The organism is Paenibacillus sp. PSB04 (assembly GCF_025809195.1).
GTDB classification, from domain to species: domain Bacteria; phylum Bacillota; class Bacilli; order Paenibacillales; family Paenibacillaceae; genus Paenibacillus_AQ; species Paenibacillus_AQ favisporus.
In genome coordinates, this window is the sequence record NZ_CP081301.1 from 7,066,412 (window position 1) to 7,089,362 (window position 22,951).

The 22,951-nt window shown below is 55.3% G+C and carries 22 protein-coding genes; 13 read left to right on the forward strand and 9 right to left on the reverse strand.

Annotation, left to right across the window (positions count from 1 at the left end; all coding sequences use genetic code 11):
- Window positions 1-65 precede the first annotated feature (65 nt).
- Window positions 66-803, reverse strand: coding sequence for an RNA polymerase sigma factor SigZ (gene sigZ, locus K2F33_RS32405; RefSeq protein WP_263880596.1), 738 nt, complete (start codon window positions 801-803; stop codon window positions 66-68).
- A gap of 365 nt (window positions 804-1,168) precedes the next feature.
- Here sigZ and K2F33_RS32410 point away from each other — a divergent pair, with 365 nt between their 5' ends.
- On the forward strand, window positions 1,169-2,188 hold the full coding sequence (locus K2F33_RS32410) for an aldo/keto reductase (RefSeq protein WP_263880597.1): 1,020 nt from the start codon (window positions 1,169-1,171) through the stop codon (window positions 2,186-2,188).
- 227 nt (window positions 2,189-2,415) lie between these two features.
- Here K2F33_RS32410 and K2F33_RS32415 read toward each other — a convergent pair whose 3' ends face one another.
- The 3 genes from K2F33_RS32415 to K2F33_RS32425 all read right to left on the reverse strand — a co-directional run bounded on the left by K2F33_RS32415 (window position 2,416) and on the right by K2F33_RS32425 (window position 6,085).
- The gene (locus K2F33_RS32415; protein WP_263880598.1) at window positions 2,416-3,180 is read right to left on the reverse strand and encodes a class I SAM-dependent methyltransferase; all 765 of its coding nucleotides are present in this window, start codon (window positions 3,178-3,180) and stop codon (window positions 2,416-2,418) included.
- Window positions 3,181-3,533: 353 nt separating this feature from the next.
- On the reverse strand, window positions 3,534-4,757 hold the full coding sequence (locus K2F33_RS32420; RefSeq protein WP_263880599.1) for an amidohydrolase: 1,224 nt from the start codon (window positions 4,755-4,757) through the stop codon (window positions 3,534-3,536).
- A gap of 104 nt (window positions 4,758-4,861) precedes the next feature.
- Window positions 4,862-6,085 (reverse strand): amidohydrolase, encoded by a 1,224-nt coding sequence (locus tag K2F33_RS32425; protein ID WP_263880600.1) that lies wholly within the window; start codon window positions 6,083-6,085, stop codon window positions 4,862-4,864.
- Between the two features lie 161 nt (window positions 6,086-6,246).
- Between K2F33_RS32425 and K2F33_RS32430 the strand changes: the two genes are divergently transcribed.
- Complete coding sequence (locus tag K2F33_RS32430; protein ID WP_076170351.1) at window positions 6,247-7,137, forward strand: LysR family transcriptional regulator; 891 nt, start codon at window positions 6,247-6,249, stop codon at window positions 7,135-7,137.
- Window positions 7,138-7,272: 135 nt separating this feature from the next.
- On the opposite strand, the gene K2F33_RS32435 is transcribed toward K2F33_RS32430, so the two are convergent.
- Both K2F33_RS32435 and K2F33_RS32440 read right to left on the reverse strand, forming a co-directional pair.
- A complete protein-coding gene (locus tag K2F33_RS32435) occupies window positions 7,273-7,902 on the reverse strand; it encodes a nitroreductase family protein (RefSeq protein ID WP_076170352.1) in 630 nt (209 codons plus the stop codon).
- A 109-nt stretch (window positions 7,903-8,011) separates the two neighbouring features.
- Window positions 8,012-8,611 carry a phospholipase D-like domain-containing protein gene (locus K2F33_RS32440; protein ID WP_263880601.1) on the reverse strand — a complete coding sequence of 200 codons (600 nt, stop codon included), beginning with the start codon at window positions 8,609-8,611 and terminating at the stop codon, window positions 8,012-8,014.
- Between the two features lie 261 nt (window positions 8,612-8,872).
- Here K2F33_RS32440 and K2F33_RS32445 point away from each other — a divergent pair, with 261 nt between their 5' ends.
- The 9 genes from K2F33_RS32445 (at window position 8,873) to K2F33_RS32485 (ending at window position 17,960) form a co-directional block, all read left to right on the forward strand.
- Window positions 8,873-9,835: a family 43 glycosylhydrolase gene (locus tag K2F33_RS32445; RefSeq protein WP_263880602.1), complete on the forward strand. Its 963-nt coding sequence runs from the start codon at window positions 8,873-8,875 to the stop codon at window positions 9,833-9,835.
- Window positions 9,836-10,055: 220 nt separating this feature from the next.
- On the forward strand, window positions 10,056-10,403 hold the full coding sequence (locus K2F33_RS32450; RefSeq protein ID WP_089545915.1) for a Na-translocating system protein MpsC family protein: 348 nt from the start codon (window positions 10,056-10,058) through the stop codon (window positions 10,401-10,403).
- Window positions 10,404-10,767: 364 nt separating this feature from the next.
- Window positions 10,768-11,811, forward strand: coding sequence for an ABC transporter substrate-binding protein (locus tag K2F33_RS32455; protein ID WP_145137863.1), 1,044 nt, complete (start codon window positions 10,768-10,770; stop codon window positions 11,809-11,811).
- Between the two features lie 132 nt (window positions 11,812-11,943).
- Window positions 11,944-12,888: a nucleoside hydrolase gene (locus K2F33_RS32460; protein ID WP_263880603.1), complete on the forward strand. Its 945-nt coding sequence runs from the start codon at window positions 11,944-11,946 to the stop codon at window positions 12,886-12,888.
- Window positions 12,889-12,903: 15 nt separating this feature from the next.
- On the forward strand, window positions 12,904-13,725 hold the full coding sequence (locus K2F33_RS32465; protein ID WP_076170355.1) for an ABC transporter permease: 822 nt from the start codon (window positions 12,904-12,906) through the stop codon (window positions 13,723-13,725).
- A 4-nt stretch (window positions 13,726-13,729) separates the two neighbouring features.
- Complete coding sequence (locus tag K2F33_RS32470; RefSeq protein WP_263880604.1) at window positions 13,730-14,518, forward strand: ABC transporter permease; 789 nt, start codon at window positions 13,730-13,732, stop codon at window positions 14,516-14,518.
- 16 nt (window positions 14,519-14,534) lie between these two features.
- Window positions 14,535-15,590 (forward strand): ABC transporter ATP-binding protein, encoded by a 1,056-nt coding sequence (locus K2F33_RS32475; protein WP_076170357.1) that lies wholly within the window; start codon window positions 14,535-14,537, stop codon window positions 15,588-15,590.
- 18 nt (window positions 15,591-15,608) lie between these two features.
- Window positions 15,609-17,324 (forward strand): adenine deaminase C-terminal domain-containing protein, encoded by a 1,716-nt coding sequence (locus K2F33_RS32480; RefSeq protein ID WP_076170358.1) that lies wholly within the window; start codon window positions 15,609-15,611, stop codon window positions 17,322-17,324.
- 348 nt (window positions 17,325-17,672) lie between these two features.
- Window positions 17,673-17,960: a hypothetical protein gene (locus K2F33_RS32485; protein ID WP_263880605.1), complete on the forward strand. Its 288-nt coding sequence runs from the start codon at window positions 17,673-17,675 to the stop codon at window positions 17,958-17,960.
- Window positions 17,961-17,992: 32 nt separating this feature from the next.
- Here K2F33_RS32485 and modB read toward each other — a convergent pair whose 3' ends face one another.
- Window positions 17,993-18,706, reverse strand: a complete 714-nt coding sequence (modB, locus tag K2F33_RS32490) for a molybdate ABC transporter permease subunit (protein WP_263880606.1) — start codon at window positions 18,704-18,706, stop codon at window positions 17,993-17,995.
- Window positions 18,707-18,709: 3 nt separating this feature from the next.
- Window positions 18,710-19,552 (reverse strand): molybdate ABC transporter substrate-binding protein, encoded by an 843-nt coding sequence (gene modA / locus K2F33_RS32495; protein WP_263880607.1) that lies wholly within the window; start codon window positions 19,550-19,552, stop codon window positions 18,710-18,712.
- A gap of 238 nt (window positions 19,553-19,790) precedes the next feature.
- Here modA and K2F33_RS32500 point away from each other — a divergent pair, with 238 nt between their 5' ends.
- Window positions 19,791-20,744, forward strand: coding sequence for a helix-turn-helix transcriptional regulator (locus tag K2F33_RS32500; RefSeq protein ID WP_263880608.1), 954 nt, complete (start codon window positions 19,791-19,793; stop codon window positions 20,742-20,744).
- 197 nt (window positions 20,745-20,941) lie between these two features.
- Here the strand turns inward: K2F33_RS32500 and K2F33_RS32505 are convergent, their stop codons facing one another.
- Window positions 20,942-22,174: an acyl-CoA dehydrogenase family protein gene (locus tag K2F33_RS32505; RefSeq protein WP_263880609.1), complete on the reverse strand. Its 1,233-nt coding sequence runs from the start codon at window positions 22,172-22,174 to the stop codon at window positions 20,942-20,944.
- A gap of 351 nt (window positions 22,175-22,525) precedes the next feature.
- Between K2F33_RS32505 and K2F33_RS32510 the strand changes: the two genes are divergently transcribed.
- Window positions 22,526-22,915, forward strand: coding sequence for a MerR family transcriptional regulator (locus tag K2F33_RS32510; RefSeq protein WP_263880610.1), 390 nt, complete (start codon window positions 22,526-22,528; stop codon window positions 22,913-22,915).
- Window positions 22,916-22,951: the final 36 nt, after the last annotated feature.

Here is a 22,951-nt window from a genome sequence, read left to right on the forward strand (position 1 = left end):
TCATTATTGTGACGTGTTCTTTACAACGAAGGGATTAACAACATTCGCTGACCCACCCAAATACGTTAACGCTCCGCCCGGGTCGAAGCTTTTCGCCGTGCCGGCTTCTTGGCAACCCTTCCGTAGACGACCGGCTTGGGCAGGTTCACGCGGTAATCGATGATGCTGCCGTACTTGTCTGTTCGGATCGTGCAGCAGCTGTTCATCAGCTCCCGCACCATTTCACGGCCCCGCTGGACCCTCGATTTGGCCCCCGAATAGGAAATGCCAAGCCTCTCGCTCAGTTCCTTCTGCGACATCCCTTTCAGTTCGGAGAGCTCAACCGCCTCCCGGTACTTATCCGGCAGGTAAGGAATAACGCCTTTCATCCCGCAGATCGCCTCCTGCGAGAAATCTTCGCTTTCCTCTTCCGCAACGCTGGGCAGCTGCTCCGGAAGTTCATCCAACCGTCTCTCCTTTCGGAAGTGATCCGTCACCGCATTCCGGGCAATCTGATACAGCCAGGCCCGAAGCCGATCCGGGTCCTGCAGTTCCGGCAGGTGCAGGTAAGCCTTCATGAAGACTGTCTGCACGATATCTTCGGTATCGGGGTGGCGATTCGTCCGGCGCGCGACGAAAGCGGAAATCGGTTCGTGATATTGATCCCACAGCATTTCCGGCGTGATCGCCGGCCGGCAGCCATTAGCTTTCCATCCTGCAGCATCCGTGTATCCGGCCTGATCTTCCGTCATCACGGAATGGTTCACGGCTGTGTGTACCTGCTTCGGTTCATATCCCTTTTCCTGTGCTGGTCTATCCTGCATTATGACATCTCCCTCCCCGTAGAACACGGCTTTTTTATATTTATCCTGCGTTTAATATAAATTTTTCAAAAAAATTCCCGCACTTTTGCGTCTTTGATCGGGTTTCCCCGTCTCCATCAATATAACAAAAACATTCATCGACGTACATTCTCAGATGACAGACCGCGTTTAGCGGAACTTTTTCTTGCGAGATCAGGATGTTTGACCACTGAAGCTTACATTCTAATCTCTTAACAAAAACATCTATCGACGTACATCTGAGAAGACAGACCGCGTTTAGCGGAAGTTTTTCTTGCGAGATCAGGATGTTTGACCACTGAAGCTTACATTCTGATCTCTTAAAACAAAACCTGGAGGGATAAAAAATGAAATACAATTTGTTGGGAAATACAGGCGTGCTGGTATCGGAGATCGGGCTGGGAGCCATGACGTTTGGCGGCGGCGGACAATGGGGCGTTTTCGGCGGGCTGGGAGAGCAGGACGCTGCACAGCTTGTGTGGCAGGCGCTCGATGCTGGGGTCAACTTTTTTGATACCTCCAACATTTACGCCGGCGGACGCTCAGAGGAAATTCTCGGCAAAGCGCTTGGAGCGAAGCGGCAGGACGTCATTATCGCCACCAAGGTGAGGGGGCGTACGGGCAGCGGCCCGAACGACCTCGGCTTGTCCAGACTGCATATTATGCGCCAGGTCGAGGAAAGCCTGAAGCGGCTCGGCACGGACTACATCGACCTGTATCAAATCCATAACCCGGACCAGCTGACCGATTGGGAAGAAACGCTGCGGGCGCTGGACGACCTGGTCCGCAGCGGCAAGGTCCGCTACATTGGCTCTTCCAATATGACCGGCTGGGAGCTGATGAAAGCCCGGGGCATTTCCAGGGAACTTGGCCTGCATGCCTTCAAAAGCAGCCAGTCCTACTATTCACTGGCCGGACGCGACATCGAAAGGGAAATTATTTCCGTCCTGAAGGATCAGAACATGGGCCTGCTCGTATGGAGCCCGCTTGCCGGCGGCTTCCTGTCCGGTAAATACGCCCGCACGCGTACCGGAAACAGCGAGGACCGGCACACCAAGTTTGCTTTTCCGCCGGTAGATGTGGATAAAGCCTATTCCATCATCGACGTGCTGGAGGACATCGCGAAAACCCGCGAGTCTACCGTGGCCCGCATCGCCCTCGCCTGGGTGCTGAACCAGCCGGCGGTAACCAGCGTAATCGTCGGCGCCAAGCGGCCGGATCAGCTGCAGGACAACCTTGAAGCCAGCGGGATCGTGCTGACAGATGACGAACTGGCCCGTCTGGACGAGGTGAGCCGGCTGCCGATCGAATATCCGGCGTGGCCCTTTATGGAAGAGGATGATTCGATTATCCGCAAGCACCCTTGAGGCTTTGAGCCGTATGCCATCTAGCTGAGTTTACATGAGTCGGGCACGCGTTCGCGTTCAGCGGGAGACTTTCCTGCAAGCAGAAATGGCTCAGCCTGACTAAGATATTTATTCATTTCTCATGATCTTGGACCGTCTCTAAATATCGCAAAAAGCCGCGGAGCCCTGCGTCTATTAGCTGGGGCATCCGCGGCTTTTGTGCTGTCCGGACCGGGACGAAACTTCCACTACACTTCACCCCAGAACAATTCCGTTTCGTAATCGAAGCTGATCTTCCCGTCCACCTGGGTCTGCTCAAACAGCTCCTGCAGCCCCTGATTCATCCGCTCATGGTTCGGCTCGCCCTCGGCCGGCACATAGGAAGACGACATGGCCCTGCCGATCAGCTCTTCCAGATTAAACAGCTGACGGTTGCCAAATACCGCGGTGTGCATGCCTTCATCCCGGAAAAACGGCTGCAGCTGCGCCCCGGAAATGTTTTTGTGGGTCATTTTCTCATAATCTTTGCTGTACAGACGCAGCAGCTGCTCGTATCCCTCCAGAAAAGGCGTGCCGCTCGTGAGCCGGGAGTTCCAGATCAGGACGGCTTTGCCGCCGGGCTTCAGGATCCGGTGAAACTCCGCCTTCGCGGCCGGACGGTCAAACCAATGAAACGATTGGGCGCACACGATGAAATCGACCGCGTCCGCAGGCAACCCGGTATCTTCCGCAGCGCTGGCGTGCGAGCGGTAATTCGGCGACGCGCCGAGCTCTTGCTCCGCCGCTTCCCGCATGGCTGCATTGGGCTCCACGGCGATAACGTTGCTGCCCCGCTCCAGCAGCAGCTTGGAGAAAATGCCCGTACCCGCACCGATATCGGCAATTACCGAATCGGCCTTCATGCCGACCACGGAGTAAAGGTAGTCCACCGCTTCTGCAGGGTAGCTTGGGCGGTACTTGACGTAGTTCTCCACCCGGTTTGAAAATCTTGCCTTGCTGTCACTGCTCATCATGCTTCACGCTCCTTTAGCATCATTAGATCATGCCCTCGCAACGAACCACGAACCTGCATCCTGCTGTACTTTCTCGATGATATGTTTCATACAATGAAACACAGTTCCATTAATTTCTGTCTTGATTATAGAAAACCCTGCGTATTGTTGCAAGACCTAATTTAGATAAGCGAAGTCATCTCACCTGTCGGCAAATCCCCTCAGGCTCCAAACCGCAGGCATAAAAAAGCCGCCAACCCTGCATCGCAGAGGCTGACGGCTTTCAAGTTTGTCCCCCGGCCCGCAGAGCCCAGCTGTCTATTGGGCTTCAGTCAGTCCAGCGGCACGGCAAGGACCGACCCCGACCTACTGTTTCAGTCCAGCGCTCCGGCCACGACGTTCCCCCGGAACAATGTAGCCACCCGGGGTGATTTGCGGGCGACCGCTTCGGCCGAGCACGACGCGTCGACCAGCGCAAGGCTCGCCTCATCGCCGATCTGCGGCCAAGACTGGCGGCCTTCGGCATCAAGCGGCGTTACTCCGCCCGTGATGTACTGCAGGCCCTGCGCGAGCGCCTGCTCGTTCACCCAGCCGGAGATTTCGGCGAGGCGGCCGGCACGCTCGAGAATGTCGCCGGTGCCAAACGGCGACCATACGTCAAAGACGTTGTCGCAGCCGACCGACACGGATACGCCCCTGCCTTGCAGCAGGCGTACGGGCGGAAACTTGCGGTTCATCGGCACGCTCGTGATAATGCCGATCCCGGCTTCCGCCAGCATGTCTGCGGCTGCTTCAGCCTGCCCGGCGGGAATGTCGCCGAGGCAGAACGCATGGCTGACAGCGACCTTGCCCGCCAGACCGGCATCCCGGGTGAGGCTGGCCAGACGCTTCAGCGTAAACAACCCGAGATGATCCGGGTCGTGCAGATGCAGGTCGATCCCCGCTCCTTCGGAGGCCGCAAGCTCGACCATCGTCCGCAGGGATTGTTCCACATCCCCATCGACCGTTGCCGGATCGACCCCGCCGACGAGCGACGCCCCGCTGCGCAGCGCTTCCCGCACAAGCCCGGCAGACTGCGAGCGCAGGAGCCCCTGCTGCGGAAAAGCGACGATTTCATACGTCAGCTTGCCATCAAACGCCTGCAGCGCCTTCTGCACCTCTTCCATCTGCTTGAGGCCGGCCTCCGGGTAAATGTCCACATGGGTCCGAACATGCGTGACGCCGGATCGCAGTGCCGTCTCCAAATACAGGGAGGCCCGCTCGGCGATGGAAACGGCATGCTCCGCATGCAGGCGTTTTTCCTCGTCCAGCCGGTCAAAAATATGCTTTGCCGGCGTAACCGGCCGCCACTTGGAACCGAGCAGCGTCTTGTCCAGATGGCAGTGCTTCTCGATAAAAGAAGGAAGTGCCAGATTCGACTTGGCGTCAAGCCGCGGCAGATCGTCCGTAATCGCCTGATTCGCCGGAATTTTATCCGCGATCTTGCCGTCCCGGATCAGGAGATGGCACAGCTCTGTTTCCGTGCCGGTCACCACGCCGTTGTCGGTATAGAGTCCGCTCTCCAGGCGGACGTTGGTAAGCCAAAGAGCTGATTGCATCGATATCAACATCCTTTCTATTCTATAGATTGAACTAAAAGTTTCACATTGTATTTAGTTCATTCTATGGGGTAAAAAATTCACAAGAGGCTATGCCCTCATTTCTATTTCACGCCGAAAACGGGCTTGCCCCGATGCAGCAGAGCTTTCCGCGCTGCCCGCCTTGCTACGGCTTCCGCCGAGCAGCTGGCGTCCACAAAGACGGCGCTGGCCTCATCCCCCGGCATCGGCCACACCCGGCGGCCTTCCCCGTCCAGCGGTGTCCGTCCGCCGGTCACAAAGCCGAGGCTGGCGCCAAGCGCCGCCTCACTGCCCCAGCCGAAACGCTCGGCAAGCGTTCCGGCCTTCTCCAGGCTGTCCCCTTTGCCGAACGGGGACCAATGATCGGTGATGCTGTCATGCCCCAGCTCCACCCGAACCCCCTGCTTTGCCAGCATCGGGATCGGAATCGTCCGTCCAAGCGGTACGGACGACGTAACCGAGATGCCAAGGTCCGCCATCCGGGCGGCTACCGCAGCCGCCTCCTCCGGCGGAATGTCCGCCAGCGCCAGCGCGTGGCTGACCGTGACTCTGCCCTGCCATCCGGCCTGCTCGGTCAGATCCGCGAGGCGCTGGATCGTAAACACGCCCAGGTGGCCCGGATCGTGCAGATGCAGGTCGACCCCGGCGTCGGCCTCTACGGCAAGCTCCATCATCGTGTTCAGCGACTTCTCAATGTCGCCGTCCACCGTGGCCGGATCGACACCGCCTGCCAGGGAAGCCCCGCTGCGCAGCGCCTCCCGCACCAGGCCGGCCGCTTGGCTGCGCAGCAGCCCGTGCTGCGGAAACGCCACGATCTCGAAGGTGGCGCGGTCCTTATAGGTCTCGGCCGCACGCAGCGTCGCTTCCAGATTGTTCAGCCCGACAACCGGATCGATGTTGCAGTGGGTGCGAAAATGCGTCGTCCCGGACGCAAGCAGCAGCTCGATAAGCCGCTCCGCTCGATGCTGCGCCGTCGGCAGCAGCTTGGGCAGCAGCTTCTCCTCCTCCTCGATCCGGGAAAAGATGCCTTTGGGCGCAGGTCCCGGTGCTTTCCATGGGCCGCCGTAATACGTTTTGTCCAAATGAATATGCATGTCCCGCATCGCCGGAAGCATCAACGCCCCGCCCATGTCCGTGTGGGGGAAGCCGTCCTCCGGCAGCGTATCCGCCGGCCGGATTTCGGCAATGCTCCCCTCGGAAATGCGGATATGGTACAATGCGGTTTCCGTACCGCTGACGGCGTCTCCTTCGTAACGCCAGCCGGTCTCCAGCCGGACATGGGTCAGCCATAATGATGAATGTTCCATCAAGCCCTTCCTCCTTTGGTGGTCCTGTGATAGAAGCGCAGACTTCCCTGCCTCATATCCCGTATGCTAACATGGGATTTGATATATGAAAAATATTTATAATATTTGAAATGCAAAGGTTTTATATATACATTGAACAGAATTGACTGGAGGGATGACCCATGGATATCAGACAGCTGAGGTATTTTACGATCATCGTAGAGGAAAAGCAGATTTCCGCCGCAGCCCGAAGGCTGCACATGTCACAGCCTCCACTGAGCCAGCAGCTAAAAGCACTGGAGGACGAGCTTGGATCGGCTCTTGTGGAGCGGAGCGGCAAACATCTGGAGCTGACCGAAGCGGGCAAGGCACTGTACAGCTACGCCCTGAAGCTGCTGCAGCTGATGGACGAAGCCAAGACCGAAGTTCAGGAGATCGGCAGCGGCTTTAAAGGGGTACTCCGCATCGGCATCAACACCCTGTCGTCGGTGGATCTCCCCGATACGCTGATGCGGTTCAAGGAGAACTATCCGCAGGTCACCTACAAAATCCAGCAGAACGAATCCGCCCAACTGTGCAGCATGGTCAAGAGCAGGGTGCTTGAGCTCGCGATCATCCGCCTTCCGCTTGCGCTGGACGAGTTCTCGGTGCTTCATTTGAATACAGAGCCCTTTTATCTGATGGCATCCAGGAAGCTTATCCCAGAGCCTCTTGCTCCGGAGATCCCGCTTGAGCAGATTCGAAACTACCCCCTGATCCTTCCAAGCACAGAAGGACTAGGCGTCCACTACACCGTCCTGATGGCCTGCGCGAAGCACCGTTTCGAGCCCAGGATCATCGCCGAATGCTCGGACATTCCCCTGCTGCTATCTTTAGTGTCCAGCGGCTTCGGGGCGGCGGTCGTCCCTGAGACGATCGTAAAGCTTCATACCCGTCATGATGTTCAGGTTGCGAGAATCGCGGACCCGGACTTAACATCGCCGTATGCCTTGATCTGGCTGAAGGAGCACCACCTGTCCCAGGCGGCGCGGCATTTTATCGACATGATCTCCCCTCCTGCATCAAGGGAATGACAGCGTATAAGCAAAGGATTGCAAACGAAAAGGCCCTCCCGCATATCGGAGAGGGCTTTGGCTTGACACTACTTTATGAATAATTGCACGGACTTACCGTAAAAAACGTTGGAACTGCAGCTGCTTCTTTTTTAATCAGTTAAACCCGTCATATGTCACAAACTCCGCCACCGGCTTCCGGTAGCCGCGCGGTCTCTGTCTGCCCGCATCCTCCTTGCCGATCGTAATCAGCATGGCGGGCACATACCGGTCCGGAATGTTCAGCACCTTCCGCAGCGCTTCCGGATCAAATCCGATCATCGGACAGGTGTCCCAGCCCCGGTCCTTGGCGATCAGCATGAACAGCATCGCGGACAAGCTGGCGTTCCGGATGGCCTCATCCCGCTTGAACGTGTCGCCCCTGCTTTCATACATGTCTGTTACGCTGCTGACCGTCTCCTCAAATTCGCGCTGGTCGATAACGCCAAGGCTGAGCAGCCCTTCGTTGATTGGTCCCACATTGTGATAGGCTTCAAGATCGCCCAATACGGCGATGACGGCCGAGCTCGTTAACACTTTGTACTGCTTGAATGCTGCTTCATGCACCTGTTCCTTCTTCGTTTGATCGATGACGGGAACGTAGTGAGCGTGCTGCAGGTTGAAGGCCGACGGTGCAAATTTGACGAGGTTGAACATGTCGTCCAGCTCCTGCGGGCTGATGGTTACGCTCGGGTCGAATTTATTGGCGGATCTTCTTGCTTTGACAAGGTCTGTAAAGGACGTCATGCTGTTCGCCTCCGTATGTATAAATTTCCAACTGGCTATGAAGTTATCATATCACACTAACTGTAAAAAAGTAAGTTACAATTCAAAAAAAGTTCTGACCTCTGACATATCACCCTCTCCAGTCCGTGAAACGATCGGCATCGTCCCACAGATGGCTGAACGCTTGCTCAAACTTGGCGGCAACGGCCGCATCCTTGATAATCAGCACGACGTCGTCATTTTCCTGGGCAGAGGACTCCAAATAATTCATCGATCCGGCCTCCACCCGGCTTTGATCCGCAATCAGCATTTTCAGATGCATCTTCCCTTCATGCGCATTCACCTTGACCGGAACGCCGGCTTCCCGGATCCGCTTCAGCGCTTTCTTCTGTTTCCCTTTTTCTTCGGCATGCGCCCGGTCCGTGATCAGCCGTACCTGAACCCCGCGGTCCGCCGCATCGATGATGGCCGTCACAACCGGCTCGTAGCTGATGCTGTACACGGCAATATCCAGCGAGGATTTGGCCCCCTTGATGAGCTGTACGATCGCTTTCTCCGGACGTTCGCCTTCGCTCGTGAACAGGGCTTGAACGTCAGCGGCAGAGCCTTCTGTTACTGCACCGTTACCAGCAGAGCTTCCTTGCCCTTGTTGTTCATCTGACGCAGCGGAGCAGCCGGTAACGGCAGCACAGAGCAGAATGGCGGACACGGAGCTGTTGATGACTTTCATCGGATGACCTCCTTCAAAACATGGAAATTTTGGCGTACAGGTAGAATAACATTCTTTTCCATCGATTCAAAATTGCTGAGCAAGTGCGGCACGTAGCCTGATTTCATACCGGAACTGCCAAAAAAGAATGCCGTTGATCTCAAAAAGATGATTGACAACGCTTTCAATATTGATATAAATTTTAGATATTACTTAACTGTTTCATATTTCATTAAAATTAAAGAGTTGTATGAATCTCATGTCAAAGGAGCCTGATCAAGAATGGTGAAACGAAGTAAACGAATGGTGATGACGGTGCTGCTGTCTCTCCTGCTTCTCCTCGGTTCAGTTTTTCCTGTAAGCGCTTCAACCTGGAATTTGAAAGGCGACACCAACGTTCACGACCCCGCCTATATCGTTGAAAAGGGGACCGGCACCCATTGGGTGTTCAGTACCGGTTCAGGCCTTCAAGTGCTGTATTCCACGGACGGAACCACCTACAACCGTTCCCTGCCGATTTTTACGGCCAAGCCCGCATGGTGGAGCAGCTATGTACCGAACCAATCGGGGCTGGACGTGTGGGCACCTGATATTTTCTACTATAACGGCACTTACTACCTATATTATGCGATCTCCACGTTCGGCTCGAAAGTGTCCGCCATCGGACTGGTGACGACCACCTCCATCTCCGGCGGCAAATGGACGGATCAGGGAATGGTGATCTCCTCAAACGATTCGTCCAGTTATAACGCCATCGATCCGAACCTCACCCAAGACGAAAAAGGCAATCTGTGGCTGACATTCGGCTCATGGAGCAACGGAATTTATATTACAGCCATCGACAAATCGACCATGAAGCCGTCGGGCAACGCTTACCGCATCGCGACCAAATCCGGCGGCATTGAGGCGCCGAACATCGTGTACAATCCAAACACAGGCTACTATTATTTGTTTGTCTCCATCGGCAAATGCTGTTCCGGACTGGACAGTACGTATCAGGTTGCTGTAGGACGCTCGAAGAGCATCCTCGGTCCTTACGTTGACAAAAGCGGAACCGACATGAAAAACGGCGGCGCGTCGGTCATCGACAGCGGAAACAGCGCTTGGGCCGGTCCCGGCGGACAGGACATCGAAGGCATCAGTATCATCGCACGCCACGCTTACAGCGCAGCCGAGAACGGCGCTCCCAAGCTGCTGATCAGCGATCTGTATTGGGATTCCAGCGGCTGGCCGTATTATAATTGATGCTTTTTCAACCGTATTTTTCGTTTCGGAGCAGTCGATAAAACCTGACATGGGTTGGAAAGTTCGTGAATGGATTCAATTCAAATCATTTATGACATTAATTTATCATCAAAAATCGACAAAACCCGAACGATGGTCTTGCAAAAAACTCTTTTTTTATGTAATATAGACCTATCTGAACTCCTCATCACCAAAATAATCAACCGTTTGTAGGTGACCAATGGTTCATTTAGATTCCAACGAATTCAAGCAGAAGCTGAGTCAGGTATATAATGAAGTTTCCAAGGAGCTGTTCGGCTTTGGTACTTCTTTATTGAAGACAAGCATTCAGCCCGATGCGATTACCTTGTATGCCAGACACCGTCGGTCTCCCCGCTCCACTGTGCTCGAGGGCGAGGTTCCGGCTTTGAAATACGAGGTCGATTTTTACATGTCGATGATTTACAAGAAGAAGCTGAAATCTCGGCTGGAAGAGGAACTGGGACTAAACATCGAGGTTCTCCTTCGGGACTATGATCCCGCCACGCAGTGGGCAGTCACGAACATCATAATGTCACAGCCTGAATGATACGGCCCTTTTCTTTTGATTTATCTTAAGGACTGGCCGAACCGTAACAAGAACGGATGCCGCTATTCTTTGTTTACATTGAAAAGCGCTCTAGTTAGAGATTTTCTTCTATCTAGAGTGCTTTTCTTTTTTAGTTTATAGATTTAGTTATAGAATTTGTTTGATTTTTCTTGTGACATGCCAAAATGTCTATTCAAAAGGGGGATACAACAACCGTCCAGTAGGGAAAAACAATCATATACAGCAGAGAAAAAAATTTCCCGGCGGCGGAAGCCCGGCATACGGCCTGCAGCAGAAAAACAAATAAAAAATAAACCATTACAGGAGTGAATCGATTGTGAAGAAACCATGGATTAAGGGACTCATGACTTGTACGCTGGCAGCGCTGGTACTTGCGGGATGCGGAAACGGAGGCAGCGAAGACAGCAGCTCCGGCGGATCGTCCGGCGGTCAGAAGAAGCTGGTCGTCTCGACCTGGGGATTTGCTGAGGATTTCTACAATAAAGAAGTTTATGCCCCATTCGAAAAAGAGCATAATGTGAAAATCGTCCTGGAGACCGGAAACAACGCCGACCGCCTGAGCAAAATTTTGCAGGGCAGCTCCGACGTCGATGTCGTCTATCTGTCGGATTACTACGCACAGCAGGGTATTGAAGCGGGAGCCTTCGAAAAGATCGACCGCAGCCGGCTGAGCAACCTTGACTCGCTCTATGATATCGCCAAAGCGCCAAACGGCGAAGATTACGGTCCGGCCTACACGATTGGCCAATTGGGTATCGCTTATGACCAGAAGGCAGCCGGAACGACGATATCCTCTTGGGCTGACTTGTGGAAGCCGGAGCTGAAAGGCAAAGTGACGATGCCGAGCATTACGTCCACCAGCGGTCCGATGATGGTCGACGCCGCCTCCAAGGTAGCTGGAAGCACGGAATTCAATGAAGACAAGGCATTTGGCAAACTGGCCGAGCTCAATCCGAGCGTCGTGAAATACTACAGCCAGACGTCCGAGTTCATCAACATGTTCACACAGGGCGAAGCCGCTGCAGGACCGATCATGCAAATGTATCTCGGCGACCTGAAGAAGGCCGACCCGAACGTCGAATTCGTAACGCCGTCGGAAGGCGCGTACGCCATCGTCAATACGCTGAACGTCGTCAAAGGAAGCAAAAACAAAGAACTTGCCGAAGACTTCATCAACTGGCAGCTTAGCCAGGAAGTTCAGGAAAAAGCGGCTAAAGCCAAGGTCGACTCTCCTGCCAACCGCAATGTCAGCCTCAGCGCAGAGGAAGCTGCTGCCGTAACGTACGGCTCCAGCGTCGTTGAGAAACTGCAAAAGCTGGACATGGCGTTCGTCAACAAAAACCTGAAGAGCTGGACGGACCGTTTCAACCGTGAAGTGACGAAGTAACGCCAAGCCTTTTTTGTAAATATAAGCAGCCTTACGGGGTTATGATTCAGCAGGGGCTGCCCGCCCCTGCTTTTTATTCATCGCTGCCTGGATATAAGGCGGAATATCCTTCATTTTGAAAGGGGAATCCATGTGAAGAAAGCCATCCTGGATGTCGATACCGGCATTGACGACGCGCTCGGAATTATGCTGGCTGTCCGCAGCGGCGAGCTGGACGTGCTCGGGATCTCGACAGTCAACGGCAACGTGTCACTGACGACTGCAACCCTGAACACTTGCAAAATATTGGACTTCATCAAGGCGCCGGCGTCCATCTCGGTCTATCCCGGGGCATCCCGGCCGCTCCTGCGGGACCGTCTCTTTGAGCACCGCGTGCACGGCGAGGACGGATTAGGCGGCGCCCTCTTGGACATGCAGCCTGCCGACCGGACCGACCCGGATATGTTCGGGCCCGATTTCATTGTAGAGCAGGCCAAGCGCTATCCCGGCGAAATCACGCTGATCGCTACCGGACCGCTCACGAATGTGGCTCTTGCACTCGCCAAGCATCCGGGCCTGGTCCACGATATCAAGGAACTGGTCGTCATGGGCGGTGCGGTCCGTACGCACGGCAACATTACGCCGACAGCGGAATACAACATCCATGTCGATCCGGAAGCGGCGCGCCTGGTTTTTCAGGCCGGATTCCCGTCCCTGACGCTGGTCGGACTCGACGTGACGCGCAAAGCGCTGCTGACCAGCGCGCACATTGATGCGCTCGGCTCCTCGGAGATCGCGGGTTACGTGCGCCAGAGCACATCGGATTACATGGAGCGCTACTATGAGCGCAACGGGGTCCGGGCCTGCGCCATGCACGACCCTTTGGCGGTCGGCGCCGCCATTTGGCCCGAGCTGGTTCGGACGGAGCGTCTATACGTCGATGTGGAGACCCGGAGCGAGCTGTGCGACGGGCAGACGGTGTGCGATTTCCAAAACCGTTTGCAGCGCCAGCCGAACCTGAACGTATGCCTCGATGCCGATTCAGACGCATTTTTGAACCGCTTTATCGCCGTGCTGCGCGGTGGATCCTACCAATAACAGGAGATTACATTCATGAAAAAGCGATACTTGTACCTGCTGCTCGCACCCGGGCTGCTGTTTCTGACCTTGTTCATGATCGTTCCGCTGATCCTCACGGTCGGCTCGACGCTGTTCAAGGACGGGAGCTTCACGTTCGGCATTTACTTACAATTTTTCAAGGACTCGTATTTCCTTGATATTTTGGGAACGACGCTGCTCGTCAGCGTCGCGACCACCCTGCTGTGCATCCTGATCGGATTCCCGGTCGCCTACTATTTGTCCATGATGCCTCCGCGCAAAAAGGGCATTTTGCTGGCGCTGGCGATTTTCCCGCTGCTCACGAGCTCGGTCGTCCGCTCCTTCAGCTGGATGATCATTCTCGGCAAAAACGGTCTGGTCAACAATGTGCTGATCAAGCTGGGGATCATTCACGATCCGCTCAGCATTCTCTATACACCGACGGCGATGATTATCGGTCTGGTCCATCTGTTCCTTCCCTTGATTCTGATTACGCTGGTCGGGGTGCTCGAGTCCATCGACCACGATCTGGTCCGGGCGGCGCAGAGCCTGGGTGCGTCCAAGCTGACGGCTTTCCGTAAAATCGTCATCCCGCTCAGTATACCGGGATTGATCGTCGGCAGCATTCTCGTGTTCGTGGGCAGCCTGACCGCTTACACCACGCCTGCCCTGCTGGGCGGGAAAAAGCGCGTCGTCGCGACCTTCCTGTACCAGAACGCCATTACGCTGAATGACTGGCAGGCGGCTTCGGCCATTGCCACCATCATGATGATCATTACGTTCATCGTCATCGGGCTGATGAATAAAGCAGCGGCCAAATTCAATCCGAAGGGGTAGAACTATGAAGACCAAAAATCCGGGGCTCGCCCTCTTTTCCTTTATCGTTTACTTGTTCCTGCTCGGGCCGCTCCTGATCATCGCGGTGACGTCCTTCGAGCCGGGAACGGTGCTGAAATTTCCGCCGACCGGTTTTTCGCTGAAATGGTACCAGAATATTTTTGACGTGGAGATGTTCATGTCGACTTTCAAAACGTCGATCATCGTCTCGCTGATCGGCAACGTGATTGCGATTCTGCTCGGCGTTCCGGCCGCTTACGCCTTGAACCGGGTGACGTTCCGGGGCAAAGATACGCTGAATGCGGTGTTCCTGTCCCCCCTGCTCATTCCGGGGATCGTGCTGGGCTTTACGCTGCTCAAGTACGTCGTCATCACGTTCCACTTCCCGATTTATACGTCGCTCCTGATCGGCCATACGATCATTATGCTGCCGTTTATTATCCGGGTCATCGGCTCCAGCCTCGCCAACTTCGATTTCGCGGTCGAGGAAGCGGCGCTCAGCCTCGGATCCAGCCGGCTTGCGACCTTTTTCAAAGTCGTCCTGCCGAACATTAAATCCGGCATCATCGCTTCGGTGCTGCTTGCGTTCCTCGAATCGTTCAACAACGTGGATATTTCGCTGTTTATGACCGGTCCGGGCGTCAGCACGCTGCCGATCCAAATGCTGACCTACGTCGAAAACTATTTTGACCCGACCATCGCAGCCATCTCGGTCCTGCTCATGCTGATCACGGCCGTGTTCATGTTCGTCATCGAAAGGCTGCTCGGACTAACCTATTTCACCAAACAATAACGAAAGGCGTGAGACGATGGCACTACTACAACTTGAAAACGTATCGGTCGCCTATGACCAGCAGTATATTCTGAAAGACTTCAACCTTTCCATTGAGAAAGGCCACCTGATCTCCCTGCTGGGTCCCAGCGGCTGCGGCAAAACGACCACCCTTCGGCTCATCGCCGGCTTCCTCGAAGCGACGGACGGAGCCTTCAAATTCAGCGGCAAGGACTATACGCGCGTGCCGATCAACAAGCGGAATTTCGGCTTCGTTTTCCAGAGCTACGCCTTGTTCCCGCACCTGTCTGTGTTTGACAACGTCGCCTTCGGACTGCGCCAGCGCAAAGTCAAGGAAGACGAGATCAAGAAGCGGGTCATGAACATGCTGGAGATCGTCAACCTCGGCGGATTTGAAAAAAGATTCCCGCAGGCGCTCTCCGGAGGCCAGAAGCAGCGCGTCGCCATCGCACGGGCCCTCGTCATTGAGCCGGATTTGCTCCTGTTCGATGAGCCGCTCTCCAATCTGGACGCCAACCTCAGGGTAAACATGCGCGTGGAAATCCGCCGCATCCAGCAGGAGCTCGGCATCACGACCGTGTACGTATCCCACGACCAGGAGGAGTGCTTCTCCATTTCAGACCGGGTCGCCGTCATGAACAAAGGGATCATCGAGCAGCTGGATCAGCCGTCGGTCATTTTCCAGTATCCGAAATCCGAATTCGTCGCCCGCTTCATCGGCTTCAACAACTTCATCCATTTTGACGAGCGGGACAGTGAAGGCTCCTTCTTCACCCTGCGCAAGGGAGACTACCACTTTCATGCCGCCAAGGCCGATGGCATGCCTGTCACCATGAAGGGCGCCATCCGCCCCGACGACCTCATTGCCGGTACGCTGCAGGAGATCAATTCCGGCGACAACGTACTGACCGGCAAGGTCAAAGTCAGCACGTATCTTGGACGCAGCTACCAATACGTCGTCGATACGCCGCTGGGCGAATTTACGGTCAACCAGGAAATGCAGCAGCCCTATGCGAACGGGCAGGAAATCCGTCTGTTGTTTCCATCGGATAAGCTCGTTCTTGTCGAATAACCATAGGGGGAACAACGTATGCATGCAGATTTGCTATTTCTTCAAGCCAAGGTGTACAACAGTTACTTTAAGCAGTGGTCTACCAACAACGTCGCCGTCAAGGACGGCAAGTTTTTCTATATCGGCCTGAGGGGCGAAGATACGTTCCAGGCCAAGCAGGTCATTAACGCGGAGGGACTCTATATGGTCCCCGGCTTCATCGATATCCATCTGCACATCGAAAGCACGATGGTGACGCCTGAATCCTTCTCGGCGGGTCTCCTGCGAAACGGCGTCACCACGATCGTACCCGAGCCGCATGAGATGGCCAACGTGTTCGGCCTCGACGGCGTTCTTGAGATGATCAAGGCGAGCCGGAACTGTCCGGTGGACATGTTCTACGCCATTCCGAGCTCGGTCCCGTCCACCTCGATGGAAACGACGGGCGGATCGATCGAAATCGAGGACATGGATGCCCTCCTGTCCACAGGGGACGTCATCTGCCTCGGCGAGATCATGAACTACGTCGACATCATTACCGACCCGGACTGCAAAACGAACCGCATCCTGGAGCATATTCGCTCGCATTATCCTGAGCTCGTCATTGAAGGCCACGTGCCGAAGCTGCTGGATCTGGACCTGCAGCGCGTCATTTATGCCGGCGTCAACTCGGACCATACGCATCAGACGCTGCAGGGTCTGGAGGAGCGGATTGCGGCCGGCATGTTCATTGAAATCCAGGAGAAGTCGATGACGCCGGAAGTGATGGACTACCTGATCCGCCACGACGTTTCCGAGCATTTCTGCTTCGTGACCGACGACGTCATGGCGGACTCGTTCCGCGCCCGCGGCCACCTGAACCAGATCGTCCGCAAGGCCATCGGCATGGGGATGTCTCCGGAGCGGGCGATTTACGCCGCGACCTTCTCCCCATCCCGCCGCATGCGGATGTACGATCGGGGCTCCATCGCACCGGGCAAAGTCGCCGACTTCCAGCTGATCTCGGATTTGTCCGAGCTGAAGCTGGAATCAGTGTACAAAAACGGCGCGGAGGTGTACTCCGCCGCCAAAGCCTTTGAGCCGCAGTCGAGCGGCTACCGGTTCCCGGAGCACTTCTACCACAGCGTCCAGCTGGACGAGCTGAGCGCCGCTGATTTTGAAGCGGCGGCCGGCGTGGAGGACGGCATCTACCGGTGCCGGGTGATGACGATCCAGGACGGCTCGACCTTCACCAAGGAGAGCCAGGTGGACGTGCCGGCCGCGAATGGCCGGCTGCTGTGGGAGGACAGCGGCTGCGGCATGATCGCCACATTTGAACGGTACGGCAAAGGACGCCAAAAAGCGTTCGGCTTTATCGCGGGCGATACGATCCAGCGCGGCGCCGTGGCGACGACCTACTCCCACGACAACCACAACCTGCTCGTGATCGGTCACAACGTCGAGGACATGGTCCTCGCCGCCAACACCGTCATCCGCCAGCAGGGCGGCTTCTGCGTCACCCTGGACGGCGAGATTAAAGCCAACATGCACCTGCCGGTCGGCGGCATCCTGACCGAGGATCCGCTCGATCTGGCCGCCGAGTCCGTCCAACAGGTTCGCGAGGCGATGGAAGAGCTCGGGTATAAGCACTACAACCCGATCATGTCGATCGCGACGCATTCGCTGCCGGTAAGCCCGTACCTCAAAATCACCGATCACGGGTTGATCGATGTCAACGCCGGCAAAGTCGTGCCGCTCATTATTGAGCAGGTGTAAGTTACTGGCCAGGTATAACATTTAACCGTTAGGTTTGGCATGCCGTAAGGTTTGACCTTTTATAAATGGCCTTGCCGCATATATCACAAAGGGCTGTCCCCGCCATTTTGGCGTGGGGACAGCCCTTTTTTTGTATGACATAATCGATCAAACACAAGTATACCTATCTTCGCCCTAAAGCCGCTTGATGGGCCAAAATCACATCACTTATTCCAGATTATTTCTATAGGCATATAACGACCTTATGCTATACAATATCCTACGGACTTTAGGCGATATACCGTACAAACATTAGTCTCGGCGTAATCCGCCCGTTTATATATACTGCTACATAGAAGGGAATTGCACATGAAGTGGTGGAAGCTCATACTCGTTGTCCTTATATGGATTGTATCGTTTATGGCGATTAGATCTGGCCTTGCCATTAAACGTGAAAAATCTAAAGGCAGTGTTACGGATGTGATGAATGTATGGCCCCTTGCCGATACGATATCAGGAAATATCGCAGCAATAATCTGCAGCTTTATTGCAGGGTTGATCTATAAGCATTTTCCATGGTGGCTGAGAAAAACAGTCCTCCATTTGATATCAGCTATACTGTTTTGCCTGGGGCTGTATATTCTTATCAATGCATGATCAGCAAACTGCCCGAAACCAATACTCCTCCGTTATCCCCGGCTTTCCCTCGATACCTCTGTGCCCGCTCGCGGCCGCTCTGCTCCCGGCGCTTTCCTTCCGGTCAGCAGCAGCATGACAAAAGACAGCGCGACGATCGCCAGCGTCCACGCCCAGGCCATCGGCATGTTGCCGGCGTCGACCGCCACGTAAATGGCCGTCGGGACCGTCTGCGTCTTGCCGGGAATGTTCCCGGCAACCATGAGCGTAGCGCCGAACTCGCCGAGAGCGCGCGCAAACCCAAGCACGAGCGCGGTCAGCAGCGAGGAATAAGTGAGCGGCAGCGTAATGGAACGGAACACCCTCCACTCGCCTGCCCCGTCGGAGCGGGCCGCCTTTTCCAGATCCGGATCAACGGCGGCAAAGCCGTTCTTCATCGTCTGATAGACGAGCGGGAATGCCACGACGACGGTCGCCACAACAGCGGCCCACCAGGAAAAAATAATTGGCGCATCCCACAGCCATTCGATCAGCTGCCCCACCCAACTGCGGCGGCCAAGCAGCATCAGCAGCAGAAATCCCACCACGGTCGGCGGCAGAACCAGAGGCAGCATAAACAGCGTCTCCAAGACGATTTTTCCCGGGAAATGATGCCTTGCCATCCACCAGGCAGCTCCCGTACCCAGGATGATCACGATCAGACTCGAGAGCAGGGCAACCTGTAAGGACAGTCTGACCGGATCCCAAAATGCCTGCCAGTCCATCATCTGTTAACCCTGCTGCGGCACGGAAAATCCGTACTTTTTAAAAATGTCCAAGGCCGAATCCGTCTGGAGGTACTCGTAAAAATCCACCGCCTCCTGGCTGTGCTTCGTCGCCTTAACGATTCCGACCGGGTAAACGATCGGCGTATAGGCAGACGGGTCGACAGTAAACGCTACTTTGACCTGATCCGAAGTCAATGCATCCGTTTTATACACAAAACCCGCATCTGCATTGCCTGTTTCCACGTACTGCAGTACCTGCCGCACATCCTTGGCCTGCACCAGCTTCGGCTGGAGTGTGTCCCACAACTTGGCGTTCGTCAGTGCTTCCTTGGCGTAGTTCCCTGCCGGAACGCTTTCCGGAATGCCGATGGCGATTTTTTTCAAGCCGTTTCCTTTCAGGTCCTCCATGCCCGAGACTTGGGCCGGTTCTTTGGCGTTCACCACGGCCACAAGCTCATTGGCGAGAAGGTCTTTCTCATGCGAAGAATCGATGAGCTGCTTGTCCTCCAGCGCCTTCATGTTCTTCACGGCAGCCGAGAGGAACAGATCCGCCGGTGCGCCCTGCTCGATCTGCTGCTGCAGCGCCCCCGAAGCGCCAAAGTTAAAGTTCAGTTTGACGTTGGCATGCTCCGCCTCGTACGCTTGTTGAATCTCCTGCAGCGCATCCGTCATGCTGGCCGCAGCGGAGATGGTCAGTTCTACCTGCTGTGCAGCCTCTCTATTAGAAGTTTCCGCAGCGGCTCCTGAGTCGGCCGATTTCGGGTCTGCTGCCGAACCGGAATTCGATCCGCAGCCTGCCAGCATTAGAACGAAGGCGGCGAGGATCAGCCAAACACCTGGTTTCATACCCCTTTTGATCATCCGTAATCTCCAATCCTTAATCGTTATATTTAGTTATAATTAGATATAATTGATTATATCCAGTGGGCCGCGAGGTTGTAAATACGGTTTGCACAATTTTCACATCCGGGTGTGATACAATAGAAGACACTATGTTCACAGGGTTCAGACCTAAGCCATTACAAGAAAAGATAACATATAACGAAACGTTCAGCGAAACATACAACGTACAAGGAGGAAGCTCATGTCCAGCGACATTTCGTATACGACCGAGGAGATTGCCAAGCTCCTGAAAATATCCAAGCTCACCGTCTACGACCTGATCAAAAAAGGCGAGCTGCCTTCATATCGGGTGGGCAAGCAAATGCGCGTCGATGCCGCAGATTTGGAAGCCTACAAGCAAAGGGCTAAAGGACTGCAGGCGGCCGAACACCGCCCGGCTCCAGCGGAGCCGGTTTCCTTTCAACCTGCCGCTGTCGGAGCCGGCGGAACCCGTTCGGTAGTCATTACCGGGCAGGATATCAGCCTTGACATTCTCGTTAAGCATATGGAAAAGCATACGCCTGGCATCCGTCCGCTCCGCGCATATGTCGGGAGTCTGGACAGCCTGATTGCGATGTACCGCGGAGAGTCCGACATCGTGAGCACCCATCTGCTCGACGGCGATACGGGCGAATACAATTTGCCGTACATTAAGCGGATTTTGGTTGGCTTTCCGTATTTGGTCGTCAACCTGCTATCCCGAAAGGCGGGACTCTATGTCCAAAAAGGGAATCCCCTTGGGCTAAAAGACTGGGCCGATCTGTCCCGCACGGGGCTTAGGCTCGTCAACCGCGAAAAAGGGTCGGGTGCCCGCGTCCTGCTCGATGAACAGCTGCGGCTGCACGGGATCCAGCGGGATCAGCTGCAGGGCTACGGGGAGGAGCAAACCAACCATATTGCGGTCGCCGGCACCGTCGCCGCCGGGGAGTCTGATGTCGGGGTTGGCATCGAAAAGGCGGCAGCAATCGTAGGCGGCGTGGACTTTATCCCGCTGATCGAGGAACGCTACGACCTGGTCGTGCTCAAATCGGCGGAAAATATGCCTTGGATCGAGTCGCTGATGGGCATTTTGCGTTCGGAGGAGTTCCGCCGCGAGCTGCAGAGCATCGCAGGGTATGATCTGTCCCGTACCGGGGAGATCCTGCTTGAGACATAGACATATATATAGCGGAACCGGATCCGTATCACCCGGTGCCCTCTCAAATCGAGGTGAGCACCCATTGCCGTTGCCGTACATTAGAGGGTAGAAGTACATATCTTTAAAAAAGAAAAAGGCAGCCGGAATCATTCCGGCTGCCTTTTATGCTGTTTCGAAGTCCTGCGATCCTACGAGCATGAGCCTACGAGCAGATCTTACCGGTTGGTTCCCGAGTTCCCTTCTCCGTTCGCTTCTCCGGCTGCGGATACGTCCGCGATCGCCCGGCGGGCGAGCATCGATGTGACCGTATCGTCCATCGGCGGGTTGTGCAGACCCGCCCGCACGTCGCGGTACATCCGCTCCAGCGGAAGCTGGCGCGACAGGCTGGCCCCGCCCACAATGCGCATCGCCAGATCGACGATGCGCAGGGCCGCATGGGTCGCCGTCGTCTTCACGAGCCCGAGATCGGGCCTCATGCCCGGCCGCAGCTCCGGGTGGCGGTCCCAGCGGTCCGCCACACTGTACATGAGCGTGCGGGCGGTGATCAGCTCGGACTCCATCTCCCCGATCTTCTGCTGAATATGCGGCAGGTCGGCAATGGGCCCCGGCAGGCTGTTTGGCCGGTAATTGGCGGCGTAACGCACCGCAAAATCCCGGGCAGCCCAGGCGATGCCGATATAACATGCCGGGATATGCAGCAGCGCCCCTCCGTGGTCGGACATCTTACCTGCCGGCTGTCCTCCTAAAGGATCCTCACTATCGATCCTTTCCCCGTCCGGCACGAACACTTCTTCCATCACCAGGTCGTGGCTGCCGGTCGCCCGCATGCCCATCGTATTCCACGTTTCGTCAATGCTGACACCCGGACCCTTCCGCACCAAAAACGTTCCGGTCTTGTCTTCTTCCTCCACAAATGCAGTGACCGTAAACTGATCCAGCACCGGGATGAGCGAGCTGAATGTTTTGCGGCCGGTCAGCAACCAGCCCCCATCCGTACGCTCCGCTTTCGTTCCCGGACGGCCGCCCCGGCTCGGACTGCCGGTCGACGGTTCGCTGGCAAACTGGTTGATCATCGCCCCGTCATGGACGATTTGCCTGCAGAAGTCGGCATACAGCTCGCGCGGCCACGACTGGCCGATGCGCATCTGCAGCACCTGGCTCACATGCCAGCCGACCGCGAGCGTCGTCGAGCCGTCCCCTTTTCCCAGCCGTTCCTGGGCAAGGATCATTTCGTACAGCGACGCTTCCTCACCGCCAAACTCCGCCGGCACCGTCAGCTTTAAATAACCCGACTCCTTCAGGTCAGCAAAATTTTCAAACGGGAACGATCCTTCCCGATCATGTTCCGCAGCCCTCTCCGCAAATACCGCCGCAAGCCGCTCGGACCTGGACGCGATTTCGGCCTCCCGATTATTTCGTATAAACGGATCCGTTTGCATGGAATTCATCCTGCACTCTCCCCTCGCCTGTATCTTTTCTCCTAACGAAATCAGTAAGCATCAAAATGGACGCCTGTATACTGACTTCCCGAGAAAACGAACCCGCCAAACGCGGTCCGTCTTCTGTCAGGTTATTTCGAAAGATGTTTTCTTCATTGTATAATGCGGGGGCTGTGTTGTCCAAAGCAGAACCTGTTTCATTTTATAAAGGCTGGACGAATAAGCTTTTTGCGATCATTTTGCTCAACACCGCACCGGATACGGGATGCAGCCAGCACAATATACTTACGCGCTTTACATAGCCGGATAAAGGTGATATGTTATAAACACGACGTAAACGTCATGTTTGGAGGGCAAGATATGAAGGATCGCATGCGCATAGGGGATTTATCGGAACGAGCGGGGGTTACTCAGCGAACGGTTCGATATTACGAAAAAATGGGGCTGATCCCTCCAGGCGAGCGTGAAGGCAATGGGCAGCATTACTATACAGATGAGACCGTTGCCCGGCTGCGCAAAATCGACCAATTAAAGAAGCTTGGGCTCAGCTTGGAGGAAATACGGGACGTGATCGATCTCTATTTCATGGACCCCAGTGGTGTACAGCCTAAACAGAAAGTGCTCGGCATCTTGAAGCAGCACCTCGCAGAGACGGATCAGAAGATCGAGGGGTTACAACAATTCCGGACCGATTTGCTGACCCATATCGAACGCTTTGAGCAATGGCTCAAGGACGCAGAGCAGCATTAATTTTTTTTGTCACAAACATGACGTTAACGTAATGTT